Genomic DNA, 25,046 nt, shown 5'->3' on the forward strand with positions numbered 1-25,046 from the left:
ACAGACTCGCCTTTATCGACGCAACACAAGGAGTGGTCCATGACCATGATCGACAAGGTTCTCTATACCGGCAAGACCCGCACCACCGGCGGGCGTGACGGCGCTTCGCAGAGCGACGACGGAGAGCTGGACATCAAGCTTTCGCCTCCCGGCAGCGCTCGGCCCGGCACCAATCCCGAACAGCTTTTCGCTGCCGGCTGGTCTGCCTGTTTTCTCGGCGCAATCAGCATTGCCGCGGGCAAGCTGAAGGTCAGGCTTCCGGCCGAGACCGCCGTGAATGCCGAGGTCGATCTCGGAACGACAGACGGCGACTATTTCCTGCAGGCCCGCCTCAAGGTCAGCCTGCCTGATATCGAAGCGGATGTGGCAAAGGCACTGGTGGATGAAGCACACCGGACCTGCCCCTATTCGAAGGCCACGCGCGGCAATATCCATGTTGAATTGACTGTTGCCTGACCGATGGGATTGCCCTCGCGGCCATTGGCGGCGAGAGCATGCTACCGGATCCGAAAGCCAGCAAGGCGAGGCCGACCGGGCCTCGTCAACGGAGGATTTGATGCGATTGATGATCATCTGCATTTTGGGAGCGACGGTCTTCGCCGCGCCCTGCATCTACGACGTAAGCTCGCGGGAGCCTTCGCCGCTTGCCGGCCTCGTGACGGCGGCATCTGCGGTTTCCTCTTCAGGCCAACAGGGAGAAAGACAGTGAAGCTCTACCAGAACGAAATTTCCTCAGCGACGTCGAGAGTCCGGATCGCGCTCGCCCTGAAGGGGCTGACGGCCGAGGCGCTGCCGGTCACCATTCTCGGTGAAGAGGCAGAGAGCCGGCAGGCGGGATACCGAAGCGTCAATCCGCAGGGGCTGGTGCCGGCCTTGCTGACGGATGACGGCGTCCTCATCACCCAGTCGCTGGCAATCGTCGAATATCTCGATGAGATCAAGCCTGAGCCGCCGCTGCTGCCCGATACGGCGGAGGGCAGGGCGCTGGCGCGGTCGATCGCGCTGGCGATCGCAGCCGAGATCCATGCGCTCTTACCGCCGCGGATCGGCCTGCATCTGCGCGCCGCGTTCCAGGCCGATGCCGATGCCATAACCGCCTGGAGCCGCCATTGGGTCGGCGAGGGATGGCCGCCGTGGAGACGATGATCGCCGGCCGCCGGCAAGGCGCCTTCGCCGTCGGGGACCGGCCTGGCATTGCCGATATCTTCCTCTTCCCGCAGGCAATCAGCGCCCGGCGCATGGGCTTCGATCTCGCCCAGTGGCCTGATATCGCGGAGATTGTCGGCAGGCTCGAGGCGATACCGGCTTTCCAGGAGAATGCGCCGGCGCCGAGGCGGTGATGCCTGCGAATTGACAAAAAGCCTGAAGCGGGCTTGCAAATCACATAAGTGCGTGCTTATGTGATGCTGTGATGGAACATGATATTTTCCGAGCCTTGGCCGATCCAACCCGCCGCACGATTTTCGAGAGGCTGGCGAACGGCAGCATGAATGCCAGCGCACTTCGGCAGGGCATGGATATCAGCCAACCGGCGATGTCCCAACACCTCGCCGTATTGCGGCAGGCAAGGCTGGTGCGCGAACAGCGGGAGGGACGTTTCGTGAATTACGAAGTCGATCCGGACGGGCTCGCTCTTATCGTCCAATGGCTGGCTAGATATCGTGCCTATTGGCCCACCCGTATCGACGCTCTCAAGCTCTTGCTGAAGGATATGGATCAATGAACGACATGAAGGCCAAGGTGCAGAAAACCGGATTCGAACAGCAATACGAGCTGGACGCGGCGCCGGAAAAAGTCTGGCGCGCGATCAGCATTGCCGAATTCCGCGAGAGGTGGCTGCCGAAAGAAGCGCTTGCCGATCCGCAATCCCTTTCCGAGACACCGGGCAAGGAAGTCCGCTACAGATTGCGCGACGACACCCCGCCATTCCTTGAAAGCTTTGTCACCTTCACGATTACTCCGAATAGATCGGGCGGAACCAGCCTGCGGATCATCCACGAGCTGGCGGGCGCGACCTTGGAGCGGCTGGCGAAAACGGTCGCCAACAGCAACAGCCAGACCCTAATGCTCGCCGCCTGAGGCGGCAGGCCTTTCCTATCAATTTCCGGATATTGGAGTTCGCCAATGCGCGAAGCGATGCAACTCGTCCCTATGGTCGTCGAACAATCCAATCGAGGGGAGCGATCATTCGATATCTACTCCCGTCTGCTTCGAGAGAGGATCATCTTCCTCAACGGCGAGGTAAACGACACCGTTTCGGCGCTCGTCTGCGCGCAATTGCTGTTTCTCGAAGCCGAAAATCCCAAGAGGCCGATCCATCTTTACATCAATTCGCCAGGCGGCGTCGTGACCAGCGGTCTCGCAATGTACGATACAATGCGCTACATCCGTGCGCCGGTGCATACGCTGTGCATGGGGACTGCCCGTTCGATGGGCTCGTTCCTGTTGATGTCAGGCCAGCCGGGCGAGCGGACAGCGCTCCCCAATTCCAGCATCCATATTCACCAGCCATTGGGCGGTTTCCAGGGACAGGCATCCGACATGTTCATTCATGCGGAAGAAATGAGACGGACGAAGCATCGCATGACGCGGCTCTACGCCGAACATTGCGGGCGCACCTACGAAGAATTCGAGAGTGCGATGGACCGCGACCGTTTCATGACGGCGGAAGAGGCCGTGGAATGGGGTCTTATCGACCGCATTCTCCAGGTTCGGGAAGATACGACCGACCAATGACTTGCCGCCAGATTCATCTGCTTTACGACGCCCGTCTGCGACCAAAGCCTGCGACGTAGCCGGCTGCAGATGCTTGAGGCACAAGCCCGAGCATGACGAAAAACGGTAGCGCCCACTTCTGCTTTTCAGCGATTGACCCTTGCTTGCAAATGCGCGGGATAACGATCGCCCTCCACCTTGATGGTGGCGAGCGCGTTTTCGATCTTGTGGAGATCCTCGGCCGTCAGCTCGACCTCGGCGGCGCGGATATTCTCCTCGAGGCGATGCAGCTTGGTGGTGCCGGGGATCGGTACGATCCAAGGTTTCTGCGCCAGCAGCCATGCGAGCGCCACCTGCGCTGACGTGGCCTTCTTGTCTGCGGCGATGACGGCGAGGAGATCGACGAGCGCCTGGTTGGCCTTGCGCGCCTCTTTCGAAAAGCGCGGCACGATGTTGCGGAAATCCTTGCTGTCGAAAGTCGTTGTCTCGCTGATCGCACCGGTGAGAAAGCCCTTACCGAGCGGGCTGAACGGCACGAAGCCGATGCCGAGCTCTTCGAGCGTCGGCAGAATGTCCTGCTCGGGCTCGCGCCACCATAGCGAATATTCGCTCTGCAGCGCCGTCACCGGCTGGACGGCATGGGCGCGGCGGATCGTCCGGACGCTCGCTTCCGAGAGGCCGAAATGTCTCACCTTGCCTTCTGAGATCAGCGCCTTGACCGTGCCCGCGACGTCCTCGATCGGAACATCCGGATCGACGCGATGCTGGTAGAACAGATCGATGACATCGGTCTTCAAGCGCTTAAGCGCCTGATCGGCAACCGCGCGGATCTGTTCCGGCCGGCTGTTCATGCCGCTCTGGCCGCCATTGGCATCGAAGTTGAAACCGAATTTGGTGGCGATCACCACCTCGCTGCGGAAGGGAGCAAGCGCCTCTCCCAAAAGCTCTTCGTTTCTATAGGGTCCATAGGCCTCGGCAGTATCGAAGAAGGTCACGCCGCGTTCGAACGCCCGCCGGATCAGCGCGATCGCCTGCTGAAGGTCGGTTGCCGGGCCATAACCGTAACTCAGCCCCATGCAGCCGAGACCGATGGCTGAGACCTGGAGACCACTCTTTCCGAGTTCACGCGTCTGCATCGCCGTTTCCTCTCTAGGCTTGATATTCACTATCGGTGACATGCTCCATCCAGTCGACGAGCTTGCCGTCGAGCTGTTCCTGGATGGCGATATGGGTCATTGCCGTCGTCGGCGATGCCCCGTGCCAATGGCGTTCACCGGGGGAGAACCAGACGACGTCGCCGGCGCGGATTTCCTCGACGGGCCTACCTTCGCGCTGCACGCGGCCGCAGCCCGACGTGACGATCAGCGTCTGGCCGAGCGGATGGGTATGCCAGGCGGTCCGGGCGCCGGGCTCGAAAGTGACGCTGGCGCCGGCCGCGCGGGCCGGATCGGTCACCTGAAAGAGAGGATCGATGCGCACCGTACCGGTGAACCAGTCGGCCGGTCCCTTCGCCGAGGGCTGCGAGCCGTTTCGTTTGATTTCCATGATCGTCCTTCCTTGTGTCGGATGGTGGGGAACGGTTGGTCCGCTCACGGCGGATGTCTTCGTCCATCGATGACAGGTTATTTAGCGCGTGCCTTTGGTGGGGATTAGATGGTAATCGTGGCAAGGACCTATGAGAAGGTTTCATGAATGCCGCGTCCTGCCATCAATGACCTGATCGCCTTCCTTGCCGTTGCGCGCGCTCAAAGCTTTACCAAGGCGGCGGGGCGGCTCGGTGTGTCGCAATCGGCGCTCAGCCATACTATCCGGGGGCTCGAGGAGCGGCTTGGGCTCAGATTGCTGACACGCACGACGCGCAGCGTCTCGCCGACGGAGGCCGGTCAACGCCTGCTTCTCACCATCGGTCCGCGGCTCGACGAGATCGAGACCGAGCTTGCCGCCTTGAGCGCGTTTCGGGAAAAGCCGGCCGGCACTATCCGCATCAATGCCGGCGAACATGCGGCAGATGCGATCCTCTGGCCTGCCTTGGAAAAGCTCCTGCCGGATTATCCCGATATCCAGGTCGAGATCATCGTCGATTACGGACTGACCGACATCGTCGCAGAGCGCTACGATGCGGGCGTGCGGCTGGGGGAGCAGGTGGCGAAGGACATGATTGCGGTGCGCATCGGTCCCGACATGCGCATGGCTGTGGTTGGTGCACCCGCCTATTTCGAAGGACGCCCGAAACCGCAGACGCCGCAGGATCTTACCGAGCACAACTGTATCAACCTGCGCCTGCCGACCTATGGCAGCGTCTATGCATGGGAATTCGAGCGGGACGGGCACGAGTTGAAGGTTCGCGTCGAGGGACAGGTGACCTTCAACAATATCGCGCTGAGGCAGAATGCCGCGCTCGCCGGAGTGGGGCTGGCATATCTGCCTGAAGATGCCGTGCAGACGCATCTTGCCGATGGGCGGCTGGTGCGGGTGCTGGAGGATTGGTGTCCGCCGTTTCCCGGCTACCATCTGTATTATCCGAGCCGCCGGCACGCTTCGGCGGCTTTCGCTCTCGTCGTCGACGCGCTTCGCTATCGAGGATAGAGGGCGGATTCAGGTTCCGCCGGCGAGCGAGTATTACCCCAGTATTTGTTTCAATACTCCGACATGCGCGTTGCCGGGAGCGAAAACTTGCTGTGCCGGTGATTTGACATTCGATCACTCCCCACTAATTCACACTTGAAACTGAAGGAAACAATGAATGAATACTGCGGCACCTGCCACGAAAGCCCGGACCGGCGTGTCCGGCCTGGATACAATTCTGGCAGGGGGGCTCTCGCCCGGGCACGTGTTCCTCCTGGAGGGAAATCCAGGAGCGGGCAAGACAACGATTGCGCTGCAATTCCTGATCGAGGGCGCACGGCTCGGCGAGCGCGGGCTTTACATCACGCTGTCCGAAACCGATGACGAACTTCGGGCCGGCGCCGCGTCGCACGGGATGGTCCTCGACGACAACATCGAAGTCTTCGAGGTGGTGCCGCCGGAAAGCCTGCTCGACGCCGACCAGCAACAGAGCCTGCTTTATTCGTCAGACCTCGAACTCGGAGAGACGACAAGGGAAATCTTCGCGACTTTCGAGCGGATCAAGCCGAAGCGGGTGGTTCTCGACAGCCTGTCCGAGATCAGGCTGCTCGCGCAAAGCTCGTTGCGTTACCGCCGGCAGATCCTGGCGCTCAAACATTATTTTGCCCGACAAGGAGCGACCGTCCTTCTCCTCGACGATCTGACCTCCGACACGCTCGACAAAACGGTGCATAGCGTTGTGCACGGGGTCATCCATCTCGACGAGCTGGCGCCGACTTACGGCGCGGAACGGCGACGCTTGAGAGTTACCAAATATCGCGGCCAGGCTTTCCGCGGCGGCTATCATGATTTCACCATTCAGACCGGTGGTGTCGTCGTGTTTCCGCGTCTCGTCGCCGCCGAACACAGGACGAGTTATGTTCGAGATCAGCTTCCCAGCAATATTCCCGGGCTGGACCTGCTGCTGGGCGGCGGGCTCGAGCGAGGGTCCAGTACGCTCATCCTCGGTCCCGCCGGTACCGGCAAGAGCACTTTCTCGTTTCAATTCCTGATGGCGGCCATCGCGCGTGGCGAAAAGGCAGCTGCCTTCGTTTTCGACGAGGAGCTTGGCTTGCTGTTTACGCGGCTGAAACCGCTCGGCATGGACCTCGAGGCCTTGAGGGATGAAGGTCTGTTGCATATCGAGCAGCTCGATGCCGCGGAGCTGTCACCCGGCGAATTTGCTCATCGCGTGTGTGCTTGTGTCGACAGGTCGGGAGCAAAGACGGTCATCATCGACAGCATCAACGGTTACCAGGCTGCCATGCCGGATGAGAACTCGCTGATATTGCATATGCACGAGCTGCTGCAATATCTGAACAGGCAAGGCGCGAACACCTTCCTCACGGTCGCCCAGCACGGACTGGTCGACGACATGAAGGCCCCCGTCGACGTGACCTATCTTGCCGACACCGTCATCCTGCTGCGTTATTTCGAGGCGGTAGGACGTGTGCGGCGGGCTGTCTCCGTGATCAAGAAGAGAACCGGCCACCACGAGGACACCATCCGGGAGTATCGGATCGATGCCGACGGCCTGACGATCGGAGAACCCGTTGTCGGTTTTCAGGGAGTGCTTCGCGGCGTCCCAGAATTCGTCGCGACGTCCGCCGCACTTTTGCCAACCGACAGCGAGGACGGCGCCGATTCCTAATTCCCGCAATCCGAAGGCCCTGATCTATGCACCGGCCGGACGCGACGCCCAGGTTGCAGCATCGTTGACCGATGAGGCCGGATTATCATCGATCGCAGTTGCGGATTTGAATCTCTTCGCATCATCGCTCGATGACGACGTTGCGGTTGGGGTCCTGACGGAGGAGGCAGTCCGCGGCAGCGACCTGACGCCGGTGGCCGCCTGGGTTGCCGCCCAGCCAAGCTGGTCCGACCTACCGTTCATCGTCCTTACCCAACGCGGTGGAGGACCGGAACAAAACCCCGCCGCCGCCAGGCTTTCCGAGGTTCTCGGCAATGTGACCTTCCTCGAAAGGCCGTTCCATGCCACGTCCTTCGTCAGCATTGCGCGGACCGCACTGAAGGGACGTCTGCGCCAATATGAGGCGCGAACCCGGCTTGAGGCGCTCAGCGAGGGAGAGCGGCGGTTGCAGACGGCACTGGCCGCCGGTCGTCTCGGGGCGTGGGAGCTTGAATTGTCCTCGATGGCCTTGACCGCCTCAGCGACCTGCAAGGCGGTCTTCGGCCGAGGACCGGATGATGATGTCACGCGTGACGATCTGATCGCGAGCATCCATCCCGACGACCGGGACTTTGTGCTGGAACGCCTGCGTCAGACGATCGACACCGGACGCGACTATTCGCTCGAGCACAGGACGATCTGGCCGGACGGATCGCTGCATTGGACCGAAGTCCACGCACAGCTTTACGCCGATAGATATGGTTCCGCAAGGAAGCTCGTCGGCGTCTGCTCCGATACCACCGCCCGCAAGACCATCGAGGAAAATCTGAGGCGGCTCAATGAGAACCTCGAAGAACGGGTCAGGGAACGGACAAGGGAGGTCAATGCCGCTCACCAGACCTTGCTCGAAGAAGTCGCCCAGCGCGAAAGAGCCGAGGAGCAGCTTCGCCAATCCCAGAAAATGGAAGCGATCGGCCAGCTCACCGGCGGCGTCGCGCATGATTTCAACAATCTGCTGATGGTGGTTCTCGGAAATCTGGAACTGCTCGGCAAGTATGTCGCCGGCGACGCCAAGGCGACGCGCCTGGTCGACGGGGCCGTTCAGGGTGCGCGGCGCGGGGCGGCGCTGACGCAGCGGCTGCTGGCTTTTGCCAGACAGCAGGATCTGCAGGTCAAGCCTGTCGATCTTGGCGATCTGGTGACCGGCATGAACGACCTGCTGCGGCGTTCGGTCGGATCCTCGGTCAGCATCGAGACCATCCTGCCGGCGACGCTGCCGCCGGCGCTTGTCGATGCGAACCAGCTCGAGCTGGCGCTGCTCAACCTTGCTGTCAATGCTCGCGATGCGATGCCGGCGGGCGGGACGCTGCGCATATCTTTGCGCCAGGAAAGGGTTGCCGGCAAAGGCGGCGATCTCAACGAGGGAAACTATCTCGTCTTGGCGGTGGCCGACTGCGGCACCGGCATGGACGCGGAGACGCTGAAGAAGGCCGTCGATCCGTTTTTCTCGACCAAGGAACTGGGAAAGGGCACGGGCCTCGGCCTGTCGATGATCCACGGCCTCGCCGTTCAGCTCAATGGCGCACTTCTTCTGACAAGCGAACTTGGGGTGGGAACAACCGCCGAATTGTGGCTGCCGGCGACCGAACAGCGCCCCGAGCAAGCGAACGAAGCAGCGCTGCCTGATTCAGATACAGCACCCAGGCTGAAGATCCTTCTGGTCGACGACGATGCCTTGATCGCCATGAGCTCGGTCGACATGCTCGAAGATCTCGGCCACGAGGTCGTCGAGGCAAATTCCGGCTTGGAGGCGCTTGAGCTGATCAGGAACGGCCAGCCTTTCGATCTTGTCATCACCGATTATTCGATGCCCGGTATGACCGGCGGACAGCTCGCTGAGGCGGCGCGGGACATTCTGCCAGCGCTTCCGATCGTGCTGGCCACGGGTTATGCCGATCTACCCGCCGGCACCGACATCGATCTTCCGAGGCTGGCGAAACCTTATAACCAGGCGCAGCTTGCCAAGGAAATCAGCAAGGCAGTGGCAGCCGAAGCGGCCCCGGTTCCCAGATCCGGCAGCGGCGCCGGCGCTTCAGGATCTCGCCTGGCCAAGGCCGACGATCGCTGCGATGAAATCGGCGATGGCGCCTGTGTCGTCTAGATCGAAGACAGGCAGGGCCGTATCAGCGACGGCATGATCGGCAGCAATGGCGCGAATGTGGGGATCGCTCGGCGCCAGCGGTTGGCGATTGGCCGCTTCGACGCGGCGAGCCTCGATCTTCGGGATCGGTTCGCGCTTGTAGCCTTCGATCAGGACGAGATCGCAGGGGGCGAGACGAGCAAGAATCTCCTCGAACTCCGGTTCAGGCGCGCCCCGCAGCTCGTGCATGATGGCGTAGCGGGTGCCGGAGACGATGGTGACCTCATGGGCGCCGGCCTGGCGGTGGCGGTAGCTGTCGGCGCCCACCTTGTCGATGTCGAAATCATGATGGGCGTGCTTGATCGTCGAGATGCTGTAGCCGCGGCGGGTGAACTCAGTCACCAGGCGGACGGCGAGCCCCGTCTTGCCCGAGTTCTTCCAGCCGGCGATACCGAAGACTTTGGGTGCGGTCATGCGCGAAGGGCCTCCAGCCAGCGTTCCGCCTCGATAAGATCGTCAGGCGTGTTGATGTTGAAGAAGGGATCGAGCAGGCTGGCGCGGGTCGGATGCAAGGGAAAGCTTACTTCCGTAACGTCATGCCGTAACAGGAAGTCGCGCACCCGGCGCTTTTCGTCGGTGGCGATCCAGGCTTCGAGGTCGGCGGCGAGCGTCACAGGCCAGAGACCGAAGACGGGATGGCTGCGGCCTTCGGAGGCGGCGATGGCAATCTGCAACGGATGTTCGAGCGCTGCGGCCAGCCGGGCGACCAGATCAGCGGGGAAGAACGGGCAGTCGATCGAGACGGTGACGACATGGGTGATCGCGGGAAGACCGGCGGCATAGACCATCGCAGCATGAATGCCGGCGAGCGGCCCGGCCTTGCCGGGTAAATGGTCGGGAACAACGGGTACATTCTCGGCGGCGGCATCGGCATTGATGGCAACGTGGGCGACCTGCTGCGAAAGGCGGGTCAGCACATGGCGGAGCAGGCTTTCGGCCCCGAGCATAACGCCCGCCTTGTCGCGGCCCATGCGCTGTGAGCGACCGCCGGCCAGCACGACGCCTGATATATTGGATCTGTCCAACGAGAATTCAGTCATCATCCCTGCCTCAAACCGGCGAGCGCGGCGCGGATTCCTGCGCGATCGGGGGTACGCGGCGCTTGGCTTCACGATAGAACGTATAGAGGCCGGAAGCGATGACGATTGCGGCGCCGATGAGCGTCCAGCTGTCAGGCACTTCAGCGAAGAAGAAAAAGCCGAGCAGCGAGGAGAAGATCAGGCTGGTATAGCGGAACGGCGCGACGAAGGAGATTTCGCCGGTGCGCATGGCGAGGATGACCGACTGGTAGCCGACGAGCACCAGCACCGAGGCGAGCAGCAAATGCCCGAGCGAAGTCGCGCTGACCGGCTGCCAGCCGCCGAGCACGGGGATGAGCAAGGCGCCGAAGACGGAGATTGAGATGGCGGTGATGACGGTGATCATCAGCGAGGGAATCTCCGGGTCGATCGAGCGGGTGGCGAGATCGCGGCCGGCGGTCGTCAGCACGGCGCCGACGCAGAGCAGGGCGGCGGCGGTGAATCCTTCCGGTCCGGGGCGGATGATGATCATGACGCCGACGAGGCCGACTGTTATCGCCGACCAGCGCCGCCAGCCGACGGGCTCGCGGAAGAACAGCGCCGCACCGAAGGTGACGACCAGCGGCAGCGATTGCAGGATCGCCGAGGCATTGGCGATCGGCATCATGCCGAGCGCAGTGATATAGGTGACAGCGGAGAACATCTCGCAGACGATGCGCAGGATGATGATCGGCTTCAGCACGATGCGCCAGGAGCGCAACGCGCCCATTTTCTTGGCGATCAGATAGACGAGCAGGCTGGTGAAAAGGCCGCGCAGGAACATGATCTCGCCGGCGTTCATATAGGCGACCACCGACTTGGAGAGGGCATCGCTTGCGGAAAAGCCGGCCATCGCCATGCTCATATAGATGGCGCCCTCAGTATTGCGTGACCGCGGCATGAAGAGATTCCCTTTACCTGTGCGCCCCTTCTTAGTCGGGAAGATACATGAAGGGAATCGGATGAATGTCACACCCGGGATAAATCGATGATGCGGCGCACAATGGTGTTGACGCAGCGGCAGGCGCGTTTTGAAAACCACAGCAAAGCAGCGTTTTGCAATGCGAATTCCGATATTTCGATCGAGGCTTCTGCCCTTGTTCGGCGCCGACCTGATCGCATGGGCATCCGTGGTTTTTCTTTCGTCCGCACGGGAAACGGGTGGCTGCATCGGCTGATGTTTGAGATCTCAGTTGCCTCGACAACTGAGGAGAAACGGACATGACACTTCTGAACGACAAGGTCGCGATCATCACCGGCGCAAGCTCCGGCATCGGCCGGGCGGCGGCGAAGCTCTTTGCGCGGCAAGGCGCGAAGCTCGTGGTCACCGCAAGGCGACAAGAGGCGCTCGACGCCGTCGTCGCCGAAATCGAGGCGGAGGGCGGGCAGACTGTCGCCATATCGGGCGATGTCAGGGACGAGGCGCTGCAGGCAAGGCTCACCGACACGGCGGTTTCGCGCTTCGGCAGGCTCGACATCGCCTTCAACAATGCCGGCAGCGTCGGCGAAATGGGACCGGTTGCCGGCCTCTCGGTGGAAGGCTGGCGTGAGACGATCGAGACCAATCTCACCGCCGCCTTCCTCGGCGCCAAACATCAGTCGGCGGCGATGGGAGAGGGCGGCGGTTCGCTGATTTTCACCTCCACCTTCGTCGGCCACACCGCCGGCATGCCCGGCATGGCCGCCTATGCCGCGAGCAAAGCGGGGCTGATCGGCTTCGTGCAGGTGCTCGCCGCCGAACTCGGGCGGCAGAACATCCGCGTCAACGCCTTGCTTCCCGGCGGCACCGATACGCCGGCCAGCATCACCAACGCGCCTGGTGCGACGCCGGATCTGCTCGCCTTCGTCGAGGGACTGCATGCGCTGAAGCGCATGGCCCAGCCGGAAGAGATCGCCAATGCGGCGTTGTTTCTGGCGTCGGACATGGCGAGCTTCGTGACCGGCACGGCGATGCTGGCGGATGGTGGGGTTTCGATCAGTCGGACGTAGGATTGGTGGTGGAGCGCCTGCGCTCCGCCGCCCAGTTCCCGCCTAAGACATAATCAACCCGCCATCGACGTTGATCGTCTGGCCGGTGATGTAGGCGGCGTCGTCGCTGGCGAGGAAAGTCACCAGGCCGGCGACGTCCTCGCCGGAGCCGGCGCGTTTCATCGGGATGCCTTCGACCCATTCCTTCATCAACTCACCGGGGGCGTAGTTGCCGAGCAGTTTGCCCCAGGCCTGGTCGTTATAGGCCCACATGTCGGTTTCGATGATGCCGGGGCAGAAGGCGTTGACGGTGATCTTCTCGGTGGCGACTTCCTTGGCCAGGCTCTGGGTGATGCCGACGACACCCATTTTCGAGGCGGCGTAATGCGGGGTGTAGATGAAGCCATCGCGGGCTTGGCCGGAGGCGGTGTTGATGATGCGGCCGCCGCGCTTGTGCTTGCGCATTCTTGCAATGGCCTCCTGGGCGCAGAGGAAGACGCCCTTGGTGTTGACGGCCATGACCTTGTCCCACTCGTTTTCGGTCAGGTCCTCGACGCGGGCGATGGTGATGACGCCGGCGTTCTGGATCGAGACGTCGACGGCGCCGAATTCCTGCTCGGCGGTATCATATAGGGCGGTGACGCTTGCCTTGTCGGTGACGTCGCCGATGAAGGAGATCGCCTTGCCGCCTTCGGCTCGGATCTGCTCGGCGACGTTATGGACGAGGTCTTCATTGGCCGAAACGACGAGATTGGCGCCTTCGCGCGCAAAGCGCCTGGCGATCGCCGCTCCGATGCCGCGGCTGCCCCCCGTGATGACGACAGTCTTTTGCTCAAAGCGTTTCATGCTTTTTCCTTCCCGGTATCCTGACATAAACAGCAAATCTGGGCGCGAGCACCCGTTCAATCGGCGCGAAGGGCGGGCGGACGGCGATATTGCACGCCGTCGCCCGTTGGTCCCTTCACCGCCTCGATCTCAGCCAGGGAGGAAGCGAGACCGTTCATTATTCCCATTGCCCGCAACGCGCTTTCTCATCGCATCACCAGCAGCAGAAGCCGCCGTCGACGAGAAGATCGACGCCGGTGACGAAACTTGCTGCATTCGAAAGCAAGAACACCGCCGGACCGACCATCTCGTCGACCGTCGCCATGCGCTGCATCGGCGTCTGCTCTTCGAAAAGCTTCGTCTGGTGGACCATCTCCGGACGGGTGTTCATCGGCGTTGCAGTATAGCCGGGGGAGATGGTGTTGACGCGAATGCCGCGGTCGACCCATTCCATCGCCATAGACTTCGACATATGGATGACGCCCGCCTTGGAGGCGTTGTAATGCGCCTGGCTCAGCCCCCGGTTTACGATCACACCCGACATGGAAGCGATGTTGACGATGGAGCCGCGTCCATTCTTCAACATGGCGCGGGCCTCGGCCTGGCAGGACAGGAATATGCCTTTGAGGTTGATATCCATCAACGTCTGATACTGATCTTCCTCCATCTCTTCCGCCGGGTTGGCGTTGGCGATGCCGGCAGCGTTGACGGCGAGCGTCAGCGCGCCGAGATCTGCTTCGGTCCGTGCGACGGCATCTGCAAGAGAGGACTTGTTCGTGACGTCAGCCGCGATCTGGATCGAGCGGCGGCCGGCGGCGCTGATATGTTCAGCCGTCCTGGCCAGTCCGTCGTCGGACCGGCGGTCGAGCAGGGCCACGTCGGCGCCGCATTGTGCAAGGCCGATGGCAATGCGCTGCCCGATGCCGCTGCCGGCGCCGGTGACGATGGCCACCTGGCCGCTGAGATCGAAAAGCTTCGGGGCGTTCAGAGTGATGTCGGACACCGCTCTTCCTTTCTCTGTCTGTTTAGATTGTAGCCAGCTCCATGACCGAAACGTCATTTGCCTGGTCACGATTGAGGATCCCCGCCTGCTTGCCTTGCGCAAGCACGAGAATGCGATTGGAGACGCCGAGAACTTCCTCGAGGTCCGAGCTTACGACGATGACCGCTACGCCCTGTTTGGCAAGATTGACGATGATGTCGTAGATGCCGGCGCGGGCGCCGACGTCGATGCCTCTGGTCGGTTCGTCGAGCACGACGACCTTGGGATCGCGCATCAGCCACTTGGCGATCACGACCTTCTGCTGGTTGCCGCCTGATAGGTCAGAGGCGTACTGCTCGGCGCGGCCCTTGACGCCGAACTTCGCCACCGCCTTTTCCGCAAAGGAGCGCTTGACGCGCGGCGTAATCCACCCGCCGCCCAGCTTGTCGAGATTGGCGTAGATAATGTTCTCGCTGATGCGGTGCCCGACGATCAGACCCTGCTCCTTGCGGTCTTCCGGAACCATCACGATGCCCTTGGCGATGGCGTCCGCCGGGTCGCGCAGCCTGAGTTCCTCGCCTTCCAGCTTGATCGAACCGGCGCTGATCGGATCTGCACCCGAAATTGCACGCACCAGTTCGGTGCGGCCGGCGCCGACCAAGCCGGCAATTCCGAGAATTTCGCCGGCCCGCACCTCGAAGCTAACGTCACGGAACGAGTCGTCCGGCGAGCTCAGGCCGGACGCTTGAAGGACCGGACGATCTGTCGGAACGGGCAGGGTGGGGAACAAGCGGTCAAGCGGGCGTCCGACCATGCTCTCGACAATCGTTCGCACCGGGGTCGCGCTGTCTGAGAATTCCTGCACGCGCTCGCCGTCGCGAAGAACGATGATGCGGTCGGTGATCTGCTTGATCTCTTCCATGCGGTGGGAAATGTAGACGATGCCGACGCCTTCCGAGCGAAGCTTGCGAACCTGTTCGAAGAGAGCTTGGGTCTCCGCGCCGCCAAGGGCGGCTGTCGGCTCATCAAGGATCAGGAGCTTTGCGTTGAGAGCAAGCGCCTTGGCGATCTCGATGAGTTGCTGATTTGCGGTGGAAAGGCCGGCGACCGTCCGTGTTGCGGGTATGTGAAGGTTCAAGCGGGCGAGCTGGTCCTGGGCCCGGCGAACCATCTGGGCACGGTCGACGGCGCCGTTCTTCATCGGCCAGCGTCCGATGAAGACGTTTTCAGCGATCGACAGCTGCGGCAGCAGCTGCAGTTCCTGGTGGATCAGGACAACGCCCTTGTCGATCGCTTCCCTTGGGGTGGCCGGGGCATAAGGCTGCCCCAGCCATGTCATCGATCCTTCGGACGGTGTGCGTGACCCGGCGATGATGCCGGAGAGCGTTGACTTGCCCGCTCCGTTTTCACCGAGAAGTGCAACCACTTCACCCGGATAGACGTCCAAGCTCACATCCTTCAGAACCTGGAGTGGCCCATACCACTTGGATATGCCCCTCAGGGAAAGAACGGGATCAGTCACGGCACACCTCCTATAGACCTACTTTATCAGGGATGGTTGGCGATGAAGCCTGCGACGTTTTCCTTGGTTGTCAGCGTGGCATCCATGAGCTGGACCGGCGGCACCTTTTCTCCGGCGACAAGCTTGGCGGCATTTTCAACCGCATCGCGGCCCATCTTCTGCGTCTGCTGCGTGGCGGTCACGTTGAAGACACCCTTGCTGAGGGCTTCGAGCGCTGCGGTGTCGCCATCGAAGCCGCCGACCACGATCTTCTGTGACGGGTTGGCGACCTTGATTGCCTGGGCGGCGCCAAGGGCGAGACCATCGGCCTGTGCGAACACGATCGAAACGTCCGGGTTAGCCTGCAGCATATTCTGCATGATCTGGAAGCCTTCGTCCTGACTCCAGATGTTGGAGAACTGCTCGGCAACGACCTTGACATCCGGATATGCCTTGAGGGATTCAGCGCAGCCCTTGGAGCGATCGACTTCTGGTGTCGTGCCCTTCTGGCCATGGATGATGACCATCTTACCCTTGCCGCCGGCTTCCTTCAGGATGTAGTCACAGACGGCCTTGGCTGACGCGACCGAATCCGTTGCCAGGAACGTATCGCCCGGTGCTCCTTCGGCGTTGCGGTCAACGTTTACGACCGGGATGCCGGCGCTCTTGGCGAGCTTGACCGGAACGGTCGCAGCCGCCGCACCGGCCGGAATGTAGATCAGCGCGTCGATTTTCTGGGTCAGGAGGTCCTGGATCTGGTTGACCTGCGTCGGCCCGTCGCCCTTGGCGTCGACCGTGATGACTTCGATGCCGCGCTTCTTGGCTTCGGCCTCGACCGATTGCTTGATCTGGTTGAAGAAGTTTGCCTGAAGGTTGGCAACGGCGAGGCCCAGCTTCTTCAGTTCCGCCGCGTGTACGGGACCGAGCATGAGACCGAGCAGTGCAGCAGACGCGAGCATGGTGCGCGCTATTTTCATTGTATTTTCCTCCGTTGTTTGATGGAACCCTCGGGTATGTCCTCCCCCTCGGGGTAATCATCCGCTCCGATTTCCCGGGGCGGAATTCCGAGCCCGCCAACGCGGCGGACCCCGCTCGTCAGGCGCGACGCCGACGAATGGTTTCCGCGCCGACCGCAAGCACGATGACGATGCCGATGATCACCTGCTGAAGGAACGGCGAGACGTTGAGAAGATTGAGACCGTTGCGCAGCACACCGATGATCAGAACGCCGATCAGCGTACCGCCGATGCCGCCAGCGCCGCCGGAGAGCGACGTGCCGCCGATGACGACCGCAGCGATGGTGTCCAGTTCATAGCCCAGACCGCTTGATGGCTGGACTGAATCCAGCCGGGCGGCGAGCACGACGCCGGCAAGGCCTGCAAGGACGGCACTCATGATATAGACGCTGATCGTCACCAGCGGGACGTTGATGCCGGCCAGGCGCGCGACTTCGGAGTTTCCGCCCACCGCATAGAGCATGCGGCCTTCGGACCGGAAGTGCAGGAAAAGCCAGGCCGCAAGAACTACCGCCAGCATCAGAAAGACCGTGGCTGTCATGACGCCGAAATGGCGATCGATCGCCAGCATCATGAACCAATCGGGGAAACCGACGATCTGCTGGCCGTCCGTGATCATGTTTGCAACGCCGCGGGCGGCCGACATCATTGCCAGAGTGGCGATAAAGGCCGGAACCCTGAACTGCGTCACCAGAAGTCCGACGATGAGGCCCGATACCGCCGAAGCGATCAGCGCAAAGGCGATCCCGACCGGCAGCGGCAGGCCGGCGACGTTGGCAGTCCAGCCCATGACCATCATCGCCAGCGCGAGCGCCGAGCCGACGGAGAGATCGATGCCGCCGATCAGGATGACGAAGGTCATTCCGACCGCCATGATGCCGAGAACGGTAATCTGATCGAGGATGTTGAGGCCGTTTCGAACCGATAGAAACGTGTCTGTGCTGACGCTCAGAAAGACGCACAGCACGAGCAGTCCGACGAGTGGGCCGGTCGCTCCCTTGAGCTTGCTCAACCACGCACCGGACGAAAGCCTGTGTTCATTGATATCGAGCGCCACCATTGCTCCTCCCTCTGCGTAGGCCTGTATTCCGATATTCGTTCGGGCTAGAATAATTATTCATGTCTGCTGGAAAATTCATTAACAAGTTGCTTTCAAGCTGTCAACAAGATTTCGTTTGGTACATGTTCATGGTACTCAGCATAATGGGCTTGACTAATCGGCTTCTTGTGCAAAAATATTGAGTAGTGAATATTTATGCACGCGAGGAATCGATGGATACGACAGAACTTGAGCGCATCGCCCGCGAGATCCGATTGCGCGATCTTCAGGCGGTCTTTGAAGCGGGTGCCGGCCATATTGGCGGAGAGATGTCGGTCATCGACATTTTGACGGCGCTCTATTTTCGTGTGCTGAATGTCTGGCCGGATCGGCCGAAACATCCCGACCGCGACAGGTTCGTTCTTTCAAAGGGTCATACGGCATGTGCTCTGTATGTGACGCTCGCAAAACGCGGCTTCATCCCGGAGGAGGAGATCTCCACCTTCCTGCAGCCGCATTCGCGGCTGAACGGGCATCCGAATTGCAACAAGGTTCCGGGCGTCGAAACGAACACCGGGCCGCTCGGCCATGGTCTTCCGGTCGCAATCGGCATGTCGAAAGCCGCCAAGCTCTCGGGCTCGAAATTTCATACCTACGTCGTCACCGGCGACGGTGAGATGCAGGAGGGCTCCAACTGGGAAGCGATCATGGCGGCAGCCCAGTTCAAGCTCGATAACTTGACCTTGGTCATCGACCACAACAGGTTCCAGCAGGGCGCAGCGCTGGCCGAAACCAACGATCTCGCGCCGCTTCGTCCGAAGCTCGAAGCCTTCGACTGGGAAGTCACCGAGATCAACGGCAACGCCATGAGCGAAATCGTTCCTGCTCTCGAACATAGGGGGGCAAGGCCGCATTGCATCGTCGCCCATACCAACAAGGGCCATGGAATCTCGTTCATGCAGGACCGGGTCGACTGGCACCACAAGGTGCCGAGCAAAGAACAATACGAAATCGCATTGGCAGAATTGTCGGAGGCACTGTAATGAACGCGCCAATCAACCCACCCAAGCTCTATGATTGCCGCGACGCATTCGCCGCCACGCTGGAGCTGCTGGCAACTGAAAACGAGATGATCGTTGCCGTTTGCAACGACTCCGTCGGTTCCTCCAAGCTCGGCGGCTTCAAGTCGAAATTTCCCGAACGCCTCGTCAATGTCGGCATCGCAGAGCAGAACATGGTGGGCGTCGCGGCGGGCCTCGCCAATGGCGGACGTCTTCCGTTCGTGTGCGCCGCCGCTCCGTTTCTGACGGGACGGTCGCTCGAGCAGATCAAGGCCGACATTTCCTACTCGAACGCCAACGTCAAGCTGATCGGCATTTCCTCCGGCATGGCCTATGGCGAACTCGGCCCGACCCATCACTCGATCGAGGACTTCGCCTGGACGCGGGTTCTGCCCAATCTCCCGGTCATTGCGCCTTGTGACCGCATCGAGACCGCTGCTGCCGTCGCCTGGGCCGCGAGCTATGACGGGCCCTGTTTCCTGCGCCTGTCACGCGTCGGTGTGCCCGACCTGCTTCCGGAGGGCCACAAGTTCGAACTTGGCAAGGCGAACCTCCTTCGCCAGGGTTCCGACGTCACCCTGATCGCCAACGGCACTTTGACCCATCGAATCTTGAAGGCGGCCGAAATTCTTGCAGAGCGCGGCATCAATGCCAGGGTACTCAATCTTGCAACGGTTCGTCCGATCGACGAAGAGGCTATCATCACTGCTGCCAGGGAAACCGGAGCGATCGTCACGGCCGAAGAGCATTCGATCTTCGGCGGGCTCGGTTCAGCCGTCGCCGAAGTGGTGGTCGACAATGCTCCAGTCCCGATGAAGCGTCTCGGCGTTCCCGGCGTCTATGCGCCCACAGGTTCGGCAGAGTTCCTGCTCGACGAATTCGGGATGGCGCCGGCCGCAATCGCCGACGCCGCGCAGGCGCTGATCAAGCGCAAGTAACTGGGATCATGAGCGGCTGATACGCTTTTGCCGTTTCGGCCGTCACCTGATCCGGGGAGGATGGAATGCGGGCAATTCTGGCAATCGACCAGGGCACGACCAATTCAAAGGCAGTTCTGGTTTCCGAGAAGGGAGAAATCGTCGGCAGAGGTTCGGCGCCTGTCGGCATCTCCTATCCGAAGCCGGGCTGGGTCGAACAAGACCCGCGCCGGCTCTACGCCTCGGTCTGCGAAGCGGTCGATGCCTGCCTGAAGGCCGGCCCCGATGTGACGATCGAGGCCGTGGCCATTTCCAACCAGCGCGAATCCGTCACCGCCTGGGACGCCGACACGGGGGAGGCGCTTGGGCCGGTGGTCAGCTGGCAGTGCCGCCGAACGGCGCAGGATTGCGAACGTCTCGTTGGTGAAGGGCACCTTGAGCGGGTGCAGGCGCTGACCGGCCTGCCATTGGATCCGATGTTTCCGGGTTCGAAATTCCGCTGGCTGCTCGACCGTATTGCGGCCTCGCGATCGGTGCGGCTGGGAACGATCGACAGCTGGCTTATCCACTGCCTGACGGGCGGCCGCCGGCATGCCTGCGACGCTTCGAATGCCGCCAGGAGCCAGTTGTTCGATCTGAAGGAGCAGAGATGGAGCGAGGAACTCGGCGCGATCTTCGGCGTCGGTATCGCGCTGCTGCCCGAGGTGCTCGACAGCTCCGCCGATTTCGGCAGAACGCAAGGGTTGCCGGGGGTGCCTGACGGTACGCCCATCATGGCCGCGATCGGGGACAGCCACGCCGCGCTGTTCGGTCATGGAGCATTCAAACCGGGCGATGGCAAGGTGACCTTCGGAACCGGCTCTTCGGTCATGACGACGCTTTCGCACTTCATTCCCCCACGCAACGGCGTCACAACAACCGTCGCATGGCGTATCGGGGGAAAGCCGACTTTTGCTTTCGAAGGCAATATTCTCGTTTGTGCCGCCAGTCTTCCCTGGATGGCCGATATTCTCGGCCTTGCGGATGTGGCGGCGCTCGTCGAACTTGCGGCGAGCGCCGAGCCGGGCGGGCCCGGCTTCGTGCCGGCATTCGTGGGACTGGGGGCGCCTTACTGGAATGCCGATGCCCGCGCCCTGTTCTCCCAGATCAACTTCAAGACGACACGTGCGCAAATGGCCCGGTCGGTAACCGATTCCATCGCCTTGCAGGTGCATGATGTGATCGCGGCCATGCGGACGCAGAGCGGCGGCGCGCTCGGCGCGCTCTATGTGGATGGCGGACCGAGCCAGAACCGCTTCCTGATGCAGTGTGTCGCCAACCTTATCGAACATCCCGTGATCCAATGCGAAGCGCCAGAGGCCTCGGCTCTGGGCGCTGCCTATCTGGCGGGGCTGTCACTCGGCTTGTGGAGCGATCTCGGGATTGTCGCGGAGCTGCCACGAAACACTGCGATCATCGAGCCGCAACCCGTCGATCGCGCGGGGCTTCTCGATAGCTGGAATGATGCGCTCGCCCGCTCGACGGGCCGCGAAACAAAGGCTAAAGGTGAATAAAAATTCACTCTGGGATTAGCGATGACTCGCCTCAACGAACTCCGTCTCATGTCAAGGGTCGCCCAGATGTACCATATCGAGGGACGGCGACAGGCGGAGATCGCCGAGCACCTTCGGCTGTCGCAGGCGACGGTGTCGCGCATGCTGAAGCGCGCCGAGGCCGAGGATATCGTCAGAACCAGCGTGATCCCTCCCGTCGGCACCTATAGCGAACTCGAGGGCGCGCTTCGCGAGAAATACGATCTGCCGGAGGCGGTCGTCGTCGAGTGTACAGAAGACCGGGACGGCGCCATCATGGCCCGCATCGGAGAGGCAGCGGCTCATCTGCTGGAGGTGACGCTTTCGCCAGGGGAGATCATCGGCGTTTCGAGCTGGAGCCAGACCATTTTCAAGATGGTCGAGAATATCCATCCTTCGAAGAGCGCTCAGGTGAAATACGTCGTCCAGACCCTGGGAGGCATGGGCGATCCTTCGGTGCAGACGCATGCGACGCAGTTGACCACGCGGCTTGCGCGGCTGACCGGCGCCGAGCCGAAACTACTGCCGGTGCAGGGCGTGACGACATCAAGGGAAGCAAAACTCCTGATGCAGGCCGACCCGTTCGTCCGCGAGACGATGGACCTGTTCGGCAGCATAACGCTGGCGATCGTCGGCATCGGTGCCGTCGAACCGTCCGAACTTCTCGCGCGCTCCGGCAACATTTTTTCCTCCCGCGAACTTTCCGATCTCGCGGAAGCGGGCGCCGTCGGCGACATCTCGCTTCGCTTCTTCGATAAGAACGGCAAGCCGGTCAAGACGCCGCTTGATGATCGGGTCATCGGGCTTCCGCTCGAGGATCTCGAACGGGTCGACCGGGTTATTGCCCTTGCCGGCGGGTCCAAAAAGACCGACGCGATCGCCGGTGCGCTCCGCGTCGGGGTGATCGACATGCTTGTGACCGACAAGTTTACCGCGCAGCGGTTGATCGACTGACGGGGTGGGGTGGTTTGGTCGGCCTCAATGCGCCGTCCCATCCACGATCACATGATCATGGTCCAGCGAGCATTTCTCGATCCGGGCTTCGACCCTGTAGATCTCCCGCAGCATCTCCGCCGTGACCACATCTCTTGGCGCGCCGCAGGCGCGCATGCGGCCGTTGGCGATGACCAGCACCTTGTCGGCGAAGCGCAGTGCCTGGTTGAGGTCGTGGATGGCGATCAGGACGAGCATGCCTTTGGCGCGCGCCCGGCGGCGCATGAAGTCGAGAACCTCGACCTGGCGGTGGAGATCGAGGGCGCTTGTGGGTTCGTCCATCAGCATGATTTCGGGCTCGCGCACCAGCGCCTGGGCGATCGAGACGAGCTGGCGCTGGCCGCCGGAGAGCGCGCCGAGATCGCGGAAGGCGATGGCGGTGATATCAAGCGCTGCCATGATCCCGTCGATGAAGCTGAGGTCGCTGTCGCCGACGGCCCAGGATTGGCCCTGCTTGCGGGCCAGCAGGATAGATTCGTAGACGGTCAGTACCGCATTGGCCGAGGTATCCTGCGGCATGTAACTGATGGCGTTTTTCGCCTTCGAACCTTCGACGACGACATGGCCGGGGCCCTTGAGCAGGCCGGTGATGCGCTTGAAGAGCGTCGACTTGCCGGCGGCGTTCGGGCCGATCACCGCGACGAGTTCACCGGATGTCATCACCGGCGTCGTCACGTCTTCGACGAAGAGCTTGCGGCCGTGATAGGCGCCGACCGACCGCAACTGAAGCGCTACCATGACCGGCTCCTGTTCGAGAGGATGAGCGAGAAGAAGAAGGGCACGCCGACCAGCGCGGTGATGATGCCGATCGGGAAGACGACGCCGGGGATGATCGACTTCGAGACGATCGAGGTCAGCGACAGCAGCAGCGCGCCCGAGAGGATCGAGCCCGGCAGGAAGAAGCGCTGGTCCTCGCCGAGAATCATGCGCGCAATGTGCGGCCCGACGAGGCCGACGAAGCCGATCGTGCCGACGAAGCTCACCGGCACCGCGGCCAGCAGCGAGACGACGAGCATGGTTTCCAGCCGGATGCGACGGACGTTGACGCCAAAGCTTGCCGCCTTGTCCTCGCCGAGGCGGATGGCGGTCAGCGCCCAGGCATTGCGGGCAAAGAGCGGCAGCGCTGCCAGCAGCACGGCGAGCGTCACCCAGATCTTCGGCCACGTCGCCTTGGTGAGGCTGCCCATCGTCCAGAAGACGACTGAAGACAGCGCCTGTTCTGAGGCCAGATATTGCAGGAAGGCGAGGGCGGCATTGAAGGTGAAAACCAGGGCGATGCCGAGCAGCACCACCGTCTGCACCGAGACGCCGCGGGCCTGCGAGACGAAATGGATGAAGAGCGTGGCGATCAGCGCCATGATGAAGGCGTTGACCGGCACCAGCAGGCCGGCGGCCACGGGCAGAAGCGGAACGCTGGTGACGATCGCCAGGGCCGCGCCGAAGCTTGCCGCCGCCGAGATACCTAAGGTGAAGGGGCTGGCGAGCGGATTGGCGAGAATCGTCTGCATCTGCGCGCCGGCGACGGAGAGCGAGGCGCCGACGACGATCGCCATGACGGCGACCGGCATGCGGATGTCCCAGACGACGGCGCGGATCTGATCCGAAACCGAAGACGGGTCGAGAAGGGCGGAGACGACCTCGCCGAGACTATAGCGGGCCGGCCCCCAGGCGAGATCGATGGCGAAGGACAGGCAGAGCGCTGCCGTCATGGCGAAAAGGATCAGCAGCTTGCGCCGGGCGAGGGCGCGGTAGCGCTCCCTCCCGGCCTCTGCGTCGATCGAATGTGCGGCGATCTCGGCCATTGCGATTTACTGACCGGCCTTGGCGTCGACCCAGTAACCCGGCTGATAGGCGACCGGCAGGAATTTTTCGTGGAATTCCTTGAAGGTGGCATCGGGGTCGAGATCGGCAAAGAGGTTCGGGTGGAACCATTTGGCGAGTTGCTGGACGGCGACGAACTGGTAGGGGCTGGTGTAGAACTGGTGCCAGATCGCATGGACATTGCCGCCGGCCACCGCCTTGGAGCCGGTGAAGGCCGGGTTTTCCATCAGCGTGATCAACGCCTTGCGGCTGTCACCGAGGGTGGCTGTGGCATTCGGGCCAACATTGACGAAGTCCTTGGCATCTTTGGTCTGGCTCCAGTTGGAGCCGGTGACGACGATGACCTCCGGATTGGAAGCGACGACCTGCTCTGCATTGATCGAGCCGGTATAACCCGGCAGGAAATCGGAGCCGAGATTGTGGCCGCCGGCCCAATCGACCATCAGGCCGAAATTGTCGGGACCGAAGGTACCGCAGCATTCGACCAGGCCGGCGGCGCGATACATGAAAACGTTCGGTTTCGGCGGGTTGGCGGTCTTCAGCCTGTCGGTGACCCGCGCCATCTGCGCTTTCCAGAAGCTGGCGACGGCTTCGGCGCGGTCCTCATGGCCGAAGAGCTTGCCGAGGATCTTCAGGCTCGGTTCGGTGTTGGCGAGAATATGCTCGCGGAAATCGATGTAGACGATCTTGACGCCGATGCCGGAGAGCATGTCCTCGAGCTTGACTTCGTCGGCGGCGGTCTTGTTGCCGATCGGCAGCAGCAGCACGTCCGGGTGAAGCTTGACGACCGTTTCGGTCTGCAGCGTGCCGTCGGTCAGGTTGCCGAGGAAGGGCAGGTCCTTACCCTTCGGAAACTTTGCGACATAGGCGTTGAAGCCATCCTTGTCGGTGGTCCAGAGATCGTTGCGCCAGCCGACGATCTTGGCGAAGGGATCGTCCTTCTCGATCGGCGCGACGGCATAGAGCATGCGGCCTTCTCCAAGGATCACACGCTCGACCGGCTTGTCGAAGGTCACTTCGCGGCCTGCCACATCCTTGATGGTGAAGGATTGGGCGAGGGCCGAAAGCGGCATTAAGCTCGCAAGCGCAGCTGCGGAGACTGCGAGCATTTTCACGAAATTCATCTGGAAATTCCCCTGACGTCT

General features: G+C 61.9%; 27 protein-coding genes and 1 pseudogene. 15 read left to right on the top strand and 13 right to left on the bottom strand.

Annotated elements, in window-relative coordinates; all coding sequences use genetic code 11:
- The first annotated feature begins 39 nt into the window (after positions 1 to 39).
- The 6 genes and pseudogenes from FFM81_RS09200 (at position 40) to FFM81_RS09225 (ending at position 2,736) form a co-directional block, all read left to right on the top strand.
- The gene (locus tag FFM81_RS09200; RefSeq protein ID WP_138384192.1) at positions 40 to 456 is read left to right on the top strand and encodes an organic hydroperoxide resistance protein; all 417 of its coding nucleotides are present in this window, start codon (positions 40 to 42) and stop codon (positions 454 to 456) included.
- 100 nt (positions 457 to 556) lie between these two features.
- Entirely contained in the window at positions 557 to 709 is a 153-nt protein-coding gene (locus FFM81_RS09205) for a hypothetical protein (RefSeq protein ID WP_003569134.1), read from the top strand.
- Positions 706 to 1,340 (top strand): annotated as a pseudogene (gene maiA / locus FFM81_RS09210) (maleylacetoacetate isomerase). The gene FFM81_RS09205 and the pseudogene maiA overlap by 4 nt, the downstream one beginning before the upstream one ends.
- A gap of 71 nt (positions 1,341 to 1,411) precedes the next feature.
- Positions 1,412 to 1,723 (top strand): ArsR/SmtB family transcription factor, encoded by a 312-nt coding sequence (locus FFM81_RS09215; protein WP_173883769.1) that lies wholly within the window; start codon positions 1,412 to 1,414, stop codon positions 1,721 to 1,723.
- Positions 1,720 to 2,079: an SRPBCC family protein gene (locus FFM81_RS09220; protein ID WP_025416356.1), complete on the top strand. Its 360-nt coding sequence runs from the start codon at positions 1,720 to 1,722 to the stop codon at positions 2,077 to 2,079. Before FFM81_RS09215 ends, FFM81_RS09220 begins: the two co-directional genes overlap by 4 nt.
- Positions 2,080 to 2,124: 45 nt before the next feature.
- On the top strand, positions 2,125 to 2,736 hold the full coding sequence (locus FFM81_RS09225) for an ATP-dependent Clp protease proteolytic subunit (protein ID WP_138384195.1): 612 nt from the start codon (positions 2,125 to 2,127) through the stop codon (positions 2,734 to 2,736).
- Positions 2,737 to 2,861: 125 nt separating this feature from the next.
- On the opposite strand, the gene FFM81_RS09230 is transcribed toward FFM81_RS09225, so the two are convergent.
- Both FFM81_RS09230 and FFM81_RS09235 read right to left on the bottom strand, forming a co-directional pair.
- Positions 2,862 to 3,851, bottom strand: a complete 990-nt coding sequence (locus tag FFM81_RS09230) for an aldo/keto reductase (protein ID WP_138384196.1) — start codon at positions 3,849 to 3,851, stop codon at positions 2,862 to 2,864.
- 13 nt (positions 3,852 to 3,864) lie between these two features.
- A complete protein-coding gene (locus FFM81_RS09235) occupies positions 3,865 to 4,260 on the bottom strand; it encodes a (R)-mandelonitrile lyase (RefSeq protein WP_003569124.1) in 396 nt (131 codons plus the stop codon).
- 147 nt (positions 4,261 to 4,407) lie between these two features.
- Here FFM81_RS09235 and FFM81_RS09240 point away from each other — a divergent pair, with 147 nt between their 5' ends.
- From FFM81_RS09240 to FFM81_RS09250, 3 genes are all read left to right on the top strand, one after another.
- Positions 4,408 to 5,301, top strand: coding sequence for a LysR family transcriptional regulator (locus tag FFM81_RS09240; RefSeq protein WP_003569123.1), 894 nt, complete (start codon positions 4,408 to 4,410; stop codon positions 5,299 to 5,301).
- A gap of 157 nt (positions 5,302 to 5,458) precedes the next feature.
- Entirely contained in the window at positions 5,459 to 6,970 is a 1,512-nt protein-coding gene (locus FFM81_RS09245) for an ATPase domain-containing protein (protein WP_003569122.1), read from the top strand.
- Positions 6,963 to 9,110, top strand: a complete 2,148-nt coding sequence (locus FFM81_RS09250) for a hybrid sensor histidine kinase/response regulator (RefSeq protein ID WP_281389096.1) — start codon at positions 6,963 to 6,965, stop codon at positions 9,108 to 9,110. The genes FFM81_RS09245 and FFM81_RS09250 overlap by 8 nt, the downstream gene beginning before the upstream one ends.
- Here the strand turns inward: FFM81_RS09250 and mobB are convergent.
- The 3 genes from mobB to FFM81_RS09265 are packed head-to-tail and all read right to left on the bottom strand — an operon-like array spanning position 9,042 to position 11,108.
- Positions 9,042 to 9,563 (bottom strand): molybdopterin-guanine dinucleotide biosynthesis protein B, encoded by a 522-nt coding sequence (mobB, locus tag FFM81_RS09255; protein WP_003569119.1) that lies wholly within the window; start codon positions 9,561 to 9,563, stop codon positions 9,042 to 9,044. The genes FFM81_RS09250 and mobB overlap by 69 nt on opposite strands.
- On the bottom strand, positions 9,560 to 10,189 hold the full coding sequence (gene mobA, locus FFM81_RS09260; protein WP_097532823.1) for a molybdenum cofactor guanylyltransferase MobA: 630 nt from the start codon (positions 10,187 to 10,189) through the stop codon (positions 9,560 to 9,562). Before mobA ends, mobB begins: the two co-directional genes overlap by 4 nt.
- A gap of 10 nt (positions 10,190 to 10,199) precedes the next feature.
- On the bottom strand, positions 10,200 to 11,108 hold the full coding sequence (locus tag FFM81_RS09265) for a DMT family transporter (RefSeq protein WP_003569116.1): 909 nt from the start codon (positions 11,106 to 11,108) through the stop codon (positions 10,200 to 10,202).
- An 87-nt stretch (positions 11,109 to 11,195) separates the two neighbouring features.
- On the opposite strand from FFM81_RS09265, the gene FFM81_RS09270 reads away from it, so the two are divergent.
- Both FFM81_RS09270 and FFM81_RS09275 read left to right on the top strand, forming a co-directional pair.
- The gene (locus FFM81_RS09270) at positions 11,196 to 11,432 is read left to right on the top strand and encodes a hypothetical protein (RefSeq protein WP_138384197.1); all 237 of its coding nucleotides are present in this window, start codon (positions 11,196 to 11,198) and stop codon (positions 11,430 to 11,432) included.
- On the top strand, positions 11,429 to 12,196 hold the full coding sequence (locus FFM81_RS09275) for an SDR family oxidoreductase (RefSeq protein WP_003569115.1): 768 nt from the start codon (positions 11,429 to 11,431) through the stop codon (positions 12,194 to 12,196). Before FFM81_RS09270 ends, FFM81_RS09275 begins: the two co-directional genes overlap by 4 nt.
- A gap of 42 nt (positions 12,197 to 12,238) precedes the next feature.
- On the opposite strand, the gene FFM81_RS09280 is transcribed toward FFM81_RS09275, so the two are convergent.
- The 5 genes from FFM81_RS09280 to FFM81_RS09300 all read right to left on the bottom strand — a co-directional run bounded on the left by FFM81_RS09280 (position 12,239) and on the right by FFM81_RS09300 (position 17,559).
- Positions 12,239 to 13,021 (bottom strand): glucose 1-dehydrogenase, encoded by a 783-nt coding sequence (locus FFM81_RS09280; RefSeq protein ID WP_003569113.1) that lies wholly within the window; start codon positions 13,019 to 13,021, stop codon positions 12,239 to 12,241.
- Positions 13,022 to 13,214: 193 nt separating this feature from the next.
- The gene (locus FFM81_RS09285; protein WP_003569111.1) at positions 13,215 to 14,003 is read right to left on the bottom strand and encodes an SDR family oxidoreductase; all 789 of its coding nucleotides are present in this window, start codon (positions 14,001 to 14,003) and stop codon (positions 13,215 to 13,217) included.
- A gap of 22 nt (positions 14,004 to 14,025) precedes the next feature.
- Positions 14,026 to 15,504, bottom strand: a complete 1,479-nt coding sequence (locus tag FFM81_RS09290) for a sugar ABC transporter ATP-binding protein (RefSeq protein ID WP_138384198.1) — start codon at positions 15,502 to 15,504, stop codon at positions 14,026 to 14,028.
- 26 nt (positions 15,505 to 15,530) lie between these two features.
- Positions 15,531 to 16,460: a sugar ABC transporter substrate-binding protein gene (locus FFM81_RS09295; RefSeq protein WP_003569108.1), complete on the bottom strand. Its 930-nt coding sequence runs from the start codon at positions 16,458 to 16,460 to the stop codon at positions 15,531 to 15,533.
- Between the two features lie 118 nt (positions 16,461 to 16,578).
- Entirely contained in the window at positions 16,579 to 17,559 is a 981-nt protein-coding gene (locus FFM81_RS09300; RefSeq protein WP_003569106.1) for an ABC transporter permease, read from the bottom strand.
- 212 nt (positions 17,560 to 17,771) lie between these two features.
- On the opposite strand from FFM81_RS09300, the gene FFM81_RS09305 reads away from it, so the two are divergent.
- From FFM81_RS09305 to FFM81_RS09320, 4 genes are all read left to right on the top strand, one after another.
- Entirely contained in the window at positions 17,772 to 18,581 is an 810-nt protein-coding gene (locus FFM81_RS09305; RefSeq protein WP_138384199.1) for a transketolase, read from the top strand.
- Positions 18,581 to 19,537: a transketolase family protein gene (locus FFM81_RS09310; protein WP_138384200.1), complete on the top strand. Its 957-nt coding sequence runs from the start codon at positions 18,581 to 18,583 to the stop codon at positions 19,535 to 19,537. The genes FFM81_RS09305 and FFM81_RS09310 overlap by 1 nt, the downstream gene beginning before the upstream one ends.
- Before the next feature lie 65 nt (positions 19,538 to 19,602).
- Positions 19,603 to 21,069 (top strand): FGGY family carbohydrate kinase, encoded by a 1,467-nt coding sequence (locus FFM81_RS09315; RefSeq protein WP_138384201.1) that lies wholly within the window; start codon positions 19,603 to 19,605, stop codon positions 21,067 to 21,069.
- A gap of 21 nt (positions 21,070 to 21,090) precedes the next feature.
- A complete protein-coding gene (locus tag FFM81_RS09320; RefSeq protein WP_003569102.1) occupies positions 21,091 to 22,041 on the top strand; it encodes a sugar-binding transcriptional regulator in 951 nt (316 codons plus the stop codon).
- 24 nt (positions 22,042 to 22,065) lie between these two features.
- Here the strand turns inward: FFM81_RS09320 and FFM81_RS09325 are convergent, their stop codons facing one another.
- Genes FFM81_RS09325 through FFM81_RS09335 form a run of 3 tightly spaced genes read right to left on the bottom strand, consistent with a single transcriptional unit; the run spans position 22,066 to position 25,025 of the window.
- Positions 22,066 to 22,818: an ABC transporter ATP-binding protein gene (locus FFM81_RS09325; RefSeq protein ID WP_138384202.1), complete on the bottom strand. Its 753-nt coding sequence runs from the start codon at positions 22,816 to 22,818 to the stop codon at positions 22,066 to 22,068.
- Complete coding sequence (locus tag FFM81_RS09330) at positions 22,812 to 23,882, bottom strand: FecCD family ABC transporter permease (RefSeq protein WP_138384203.1); 1,071 nt, start codon at positions 23,880 to 23,882, stop codon at positions 22,812 to 22,814. Before FFM81_RS09330 ends, FFM81_RS09325 begins: the two co-directional genes overlap by 7 nt.
- Positions 23,883 to 23,888: 6 nt before the next feature.
- A complete protein-coding gene (locus tag FFM81_RS09335; RefSeq protein WP_138384204.1) occupies positions 23,889 to 25,025 on the bottom strand; it encodes an ABC transporter substrate-binding protein in 1,137 nt (378 codons plus the stop codon).
- Between the last annotated feature and the right edge of the window lie 21 nt (positions 25,026 to 25,046).

Source organism: Rhizobium hidalgonense, assembly GCF_005862185.2.
Classification (GTDB): domain Bacteria; phylum Pseudomonadota; class Alphaproteobacteria; order Rhizobiales; family Rhizobiaceae; genus Rhizobium; species Rhizobium hidalgonense.

Excerpts from the sequence above, each read along its gene's own strand:
- FFM81_RS09200 (WP_138384192.1), top strand. The coding sequence starts at position 40 with ATGACCATGATCGACAAGGTTCTCTATACCGGCAAGACCCGCACCACC.
- FFM81_RS09205 (WP_003569134.1), top strand. The coding sequence starts at position 557 with ATGCGATTGATGATCATCTGCATTTTGGGAGCGACGGTCTTCGCCGCG.
- FFM81_RS09215 (WP_173883769.1), top strand. The coding sequence starts at position 1,412 with ATGGAACATGATATTTTCCGAGCCTTGGCCGATCCAACCCGCCGCACG.
- FFM81_RS09220 (WP_025416356.1), top strand. The coding sequence starts at position 1,720 with ATGAACGACATGAAGGCCAAGGTGCAGAAAACCGGATTCGAACAGCAA.
- FFM81_RS09225 (WP_138384195.1), top strand. The coding sequence starts at position 2,125 with ATGCGCGAAGCGATGCAACTCGTCCCTATGGTCGTCGAACAATCCAAT.
- FFM81_RS09230 (WP_138384196.1), bottom strand. The coding sequence starts at position 3,851 with ATGCAGACGCGTGAACTCGGAAAGAGTGGTCTCCAGGTCTCAGCCATC.
- FFM81_RS09235 (WP_003569124.1), bottom strand. The coding sequence starts at position 4,260 with ATGGAAATCAAACGAAACGGCTCGCAGCCCTCGGCGAAGGGACCGGCC.
- FFM81_RS09240 (WP_003569123.1), top strand. The coding sequence starts at position 4,408 with ATGCCGCGTCCTGCCATCAATGACCTGATCGCCTTCCTTGCCGTTGCG.
- FFM81_RS09245 (WP_003569122.1), top strand. The coding sequence starts at position 5,459 with ATGAATACTGCGGCACCTGCCACGAAAGCCCGGACCGGCGTGTCCGGC.
- mobB (WP_003569119.1), bottom strand. The coding sequence starts at position 9,563 with ATGACCGCACCCAAAGTCTTCGGTATCGCCGGCTGGAAGAACTCGGGC.
- mobA (WP_097532823.1), bottom strand. The coding sequence starts at position 10,189 with ATGACTGAATTCTCGTTGGACAGATCCAATATATCAGGCGTCGTGCTG.
- FFM81_RS09265 (WP_003569116.1), bottom strand. The coding sequence starts at position 11,108 with ATGCCGCGGTCACGCAATACTGAGGGCGCCATCTATATGAGCATGGCG.
- FFM81_RS09270 (WP_138384197.1), top strand. The coding sequence starts at position 11,196 with ATGATGCGGCGCACAATGGTGTTGACGCAGCGGCAGGCGCGTTTTGAA.
- FFM81_RS09275 (WP_003569115.1), top strand. The coding sequence starts at position 11,429 with ATGACACTTCTGAACGACAAGGTCGCGATCATCACCGGCGCAAGCTCC.
- FFM81_RS09280 (WP_003569113.1), bottom strand. The coding sequence starts at position 13,021 with ATGAAACGCTTTGAGCAAAAGACTGTCGTCATCACGGGGGGCAGCCGC.
- FFM81_RS09295 (WP_003569108.1), bottom strand. The coding sequence starts at position 16,460 with ATGAAAATAGCGCGCACCATGCTCGCGTCTGCTGCACTGCTCGGTCTC.
- FFM81_RS09300 (WP_003569106.1), bottom strand. The coding sequence starts at position 17,559 with ATGGTGGCGCTCGATATCAATGAACACAGGCTTTCGTCCGGTGCGTGG.
- FFM81_RS09305 (WP_138384199.1), top strand. The coding sequence starts at position 17,772 with ATGGATACGACAGAACTTGAGCGCATCGCCCGCGAGATCCGATTGCGC.
- FFM81_RS09310 (WP_138384200.1), top strand. The coding sequence starts at position 18,581 with ATGAACGCGCCAATCAACCCACCCAAGCTCTATGATTGCCGCGACGCA.
- FFM81_RS09315 (WP_138384201.1), top strand. The coding sequence starts at position 19,603 with ATGCGGGCAATTCTGGCAATCGACCAGGGCACGACCAATTCAAAGGCA.
- FFM81_RS09320 (WP_003569102.1), top strand. The coding sequence starts at position 21,091 with ATGACTCGCCTCAACGAACTCCGTCTCATGTCAAGGGTCGCCCAGATG.
- FFM81_RS09325 (WP_138384202.1), bottom strand. The coding sequence starts at position 22,818 with ATGGTAGCGCTTCAGTTGCGGTCGGTCGGCGCCTATCACGGCCGCAAG.
- FFM81_RS09330 (WP_138384203.1), bottom strand. The coding sequence starts at position 23,882 with ATGGCCGAGATCGCCGCACATTCGATCGACGCAGAGGCCGGGAGGGAG.
- FFM81_RS09335 (WP_138384204.1), bottom strand. The coding sequence starts at position 25,025 with ATGAATTTCGTGAAAATGCTCGCAGTCTCCGCAGCTGCGCTTGCGAGC.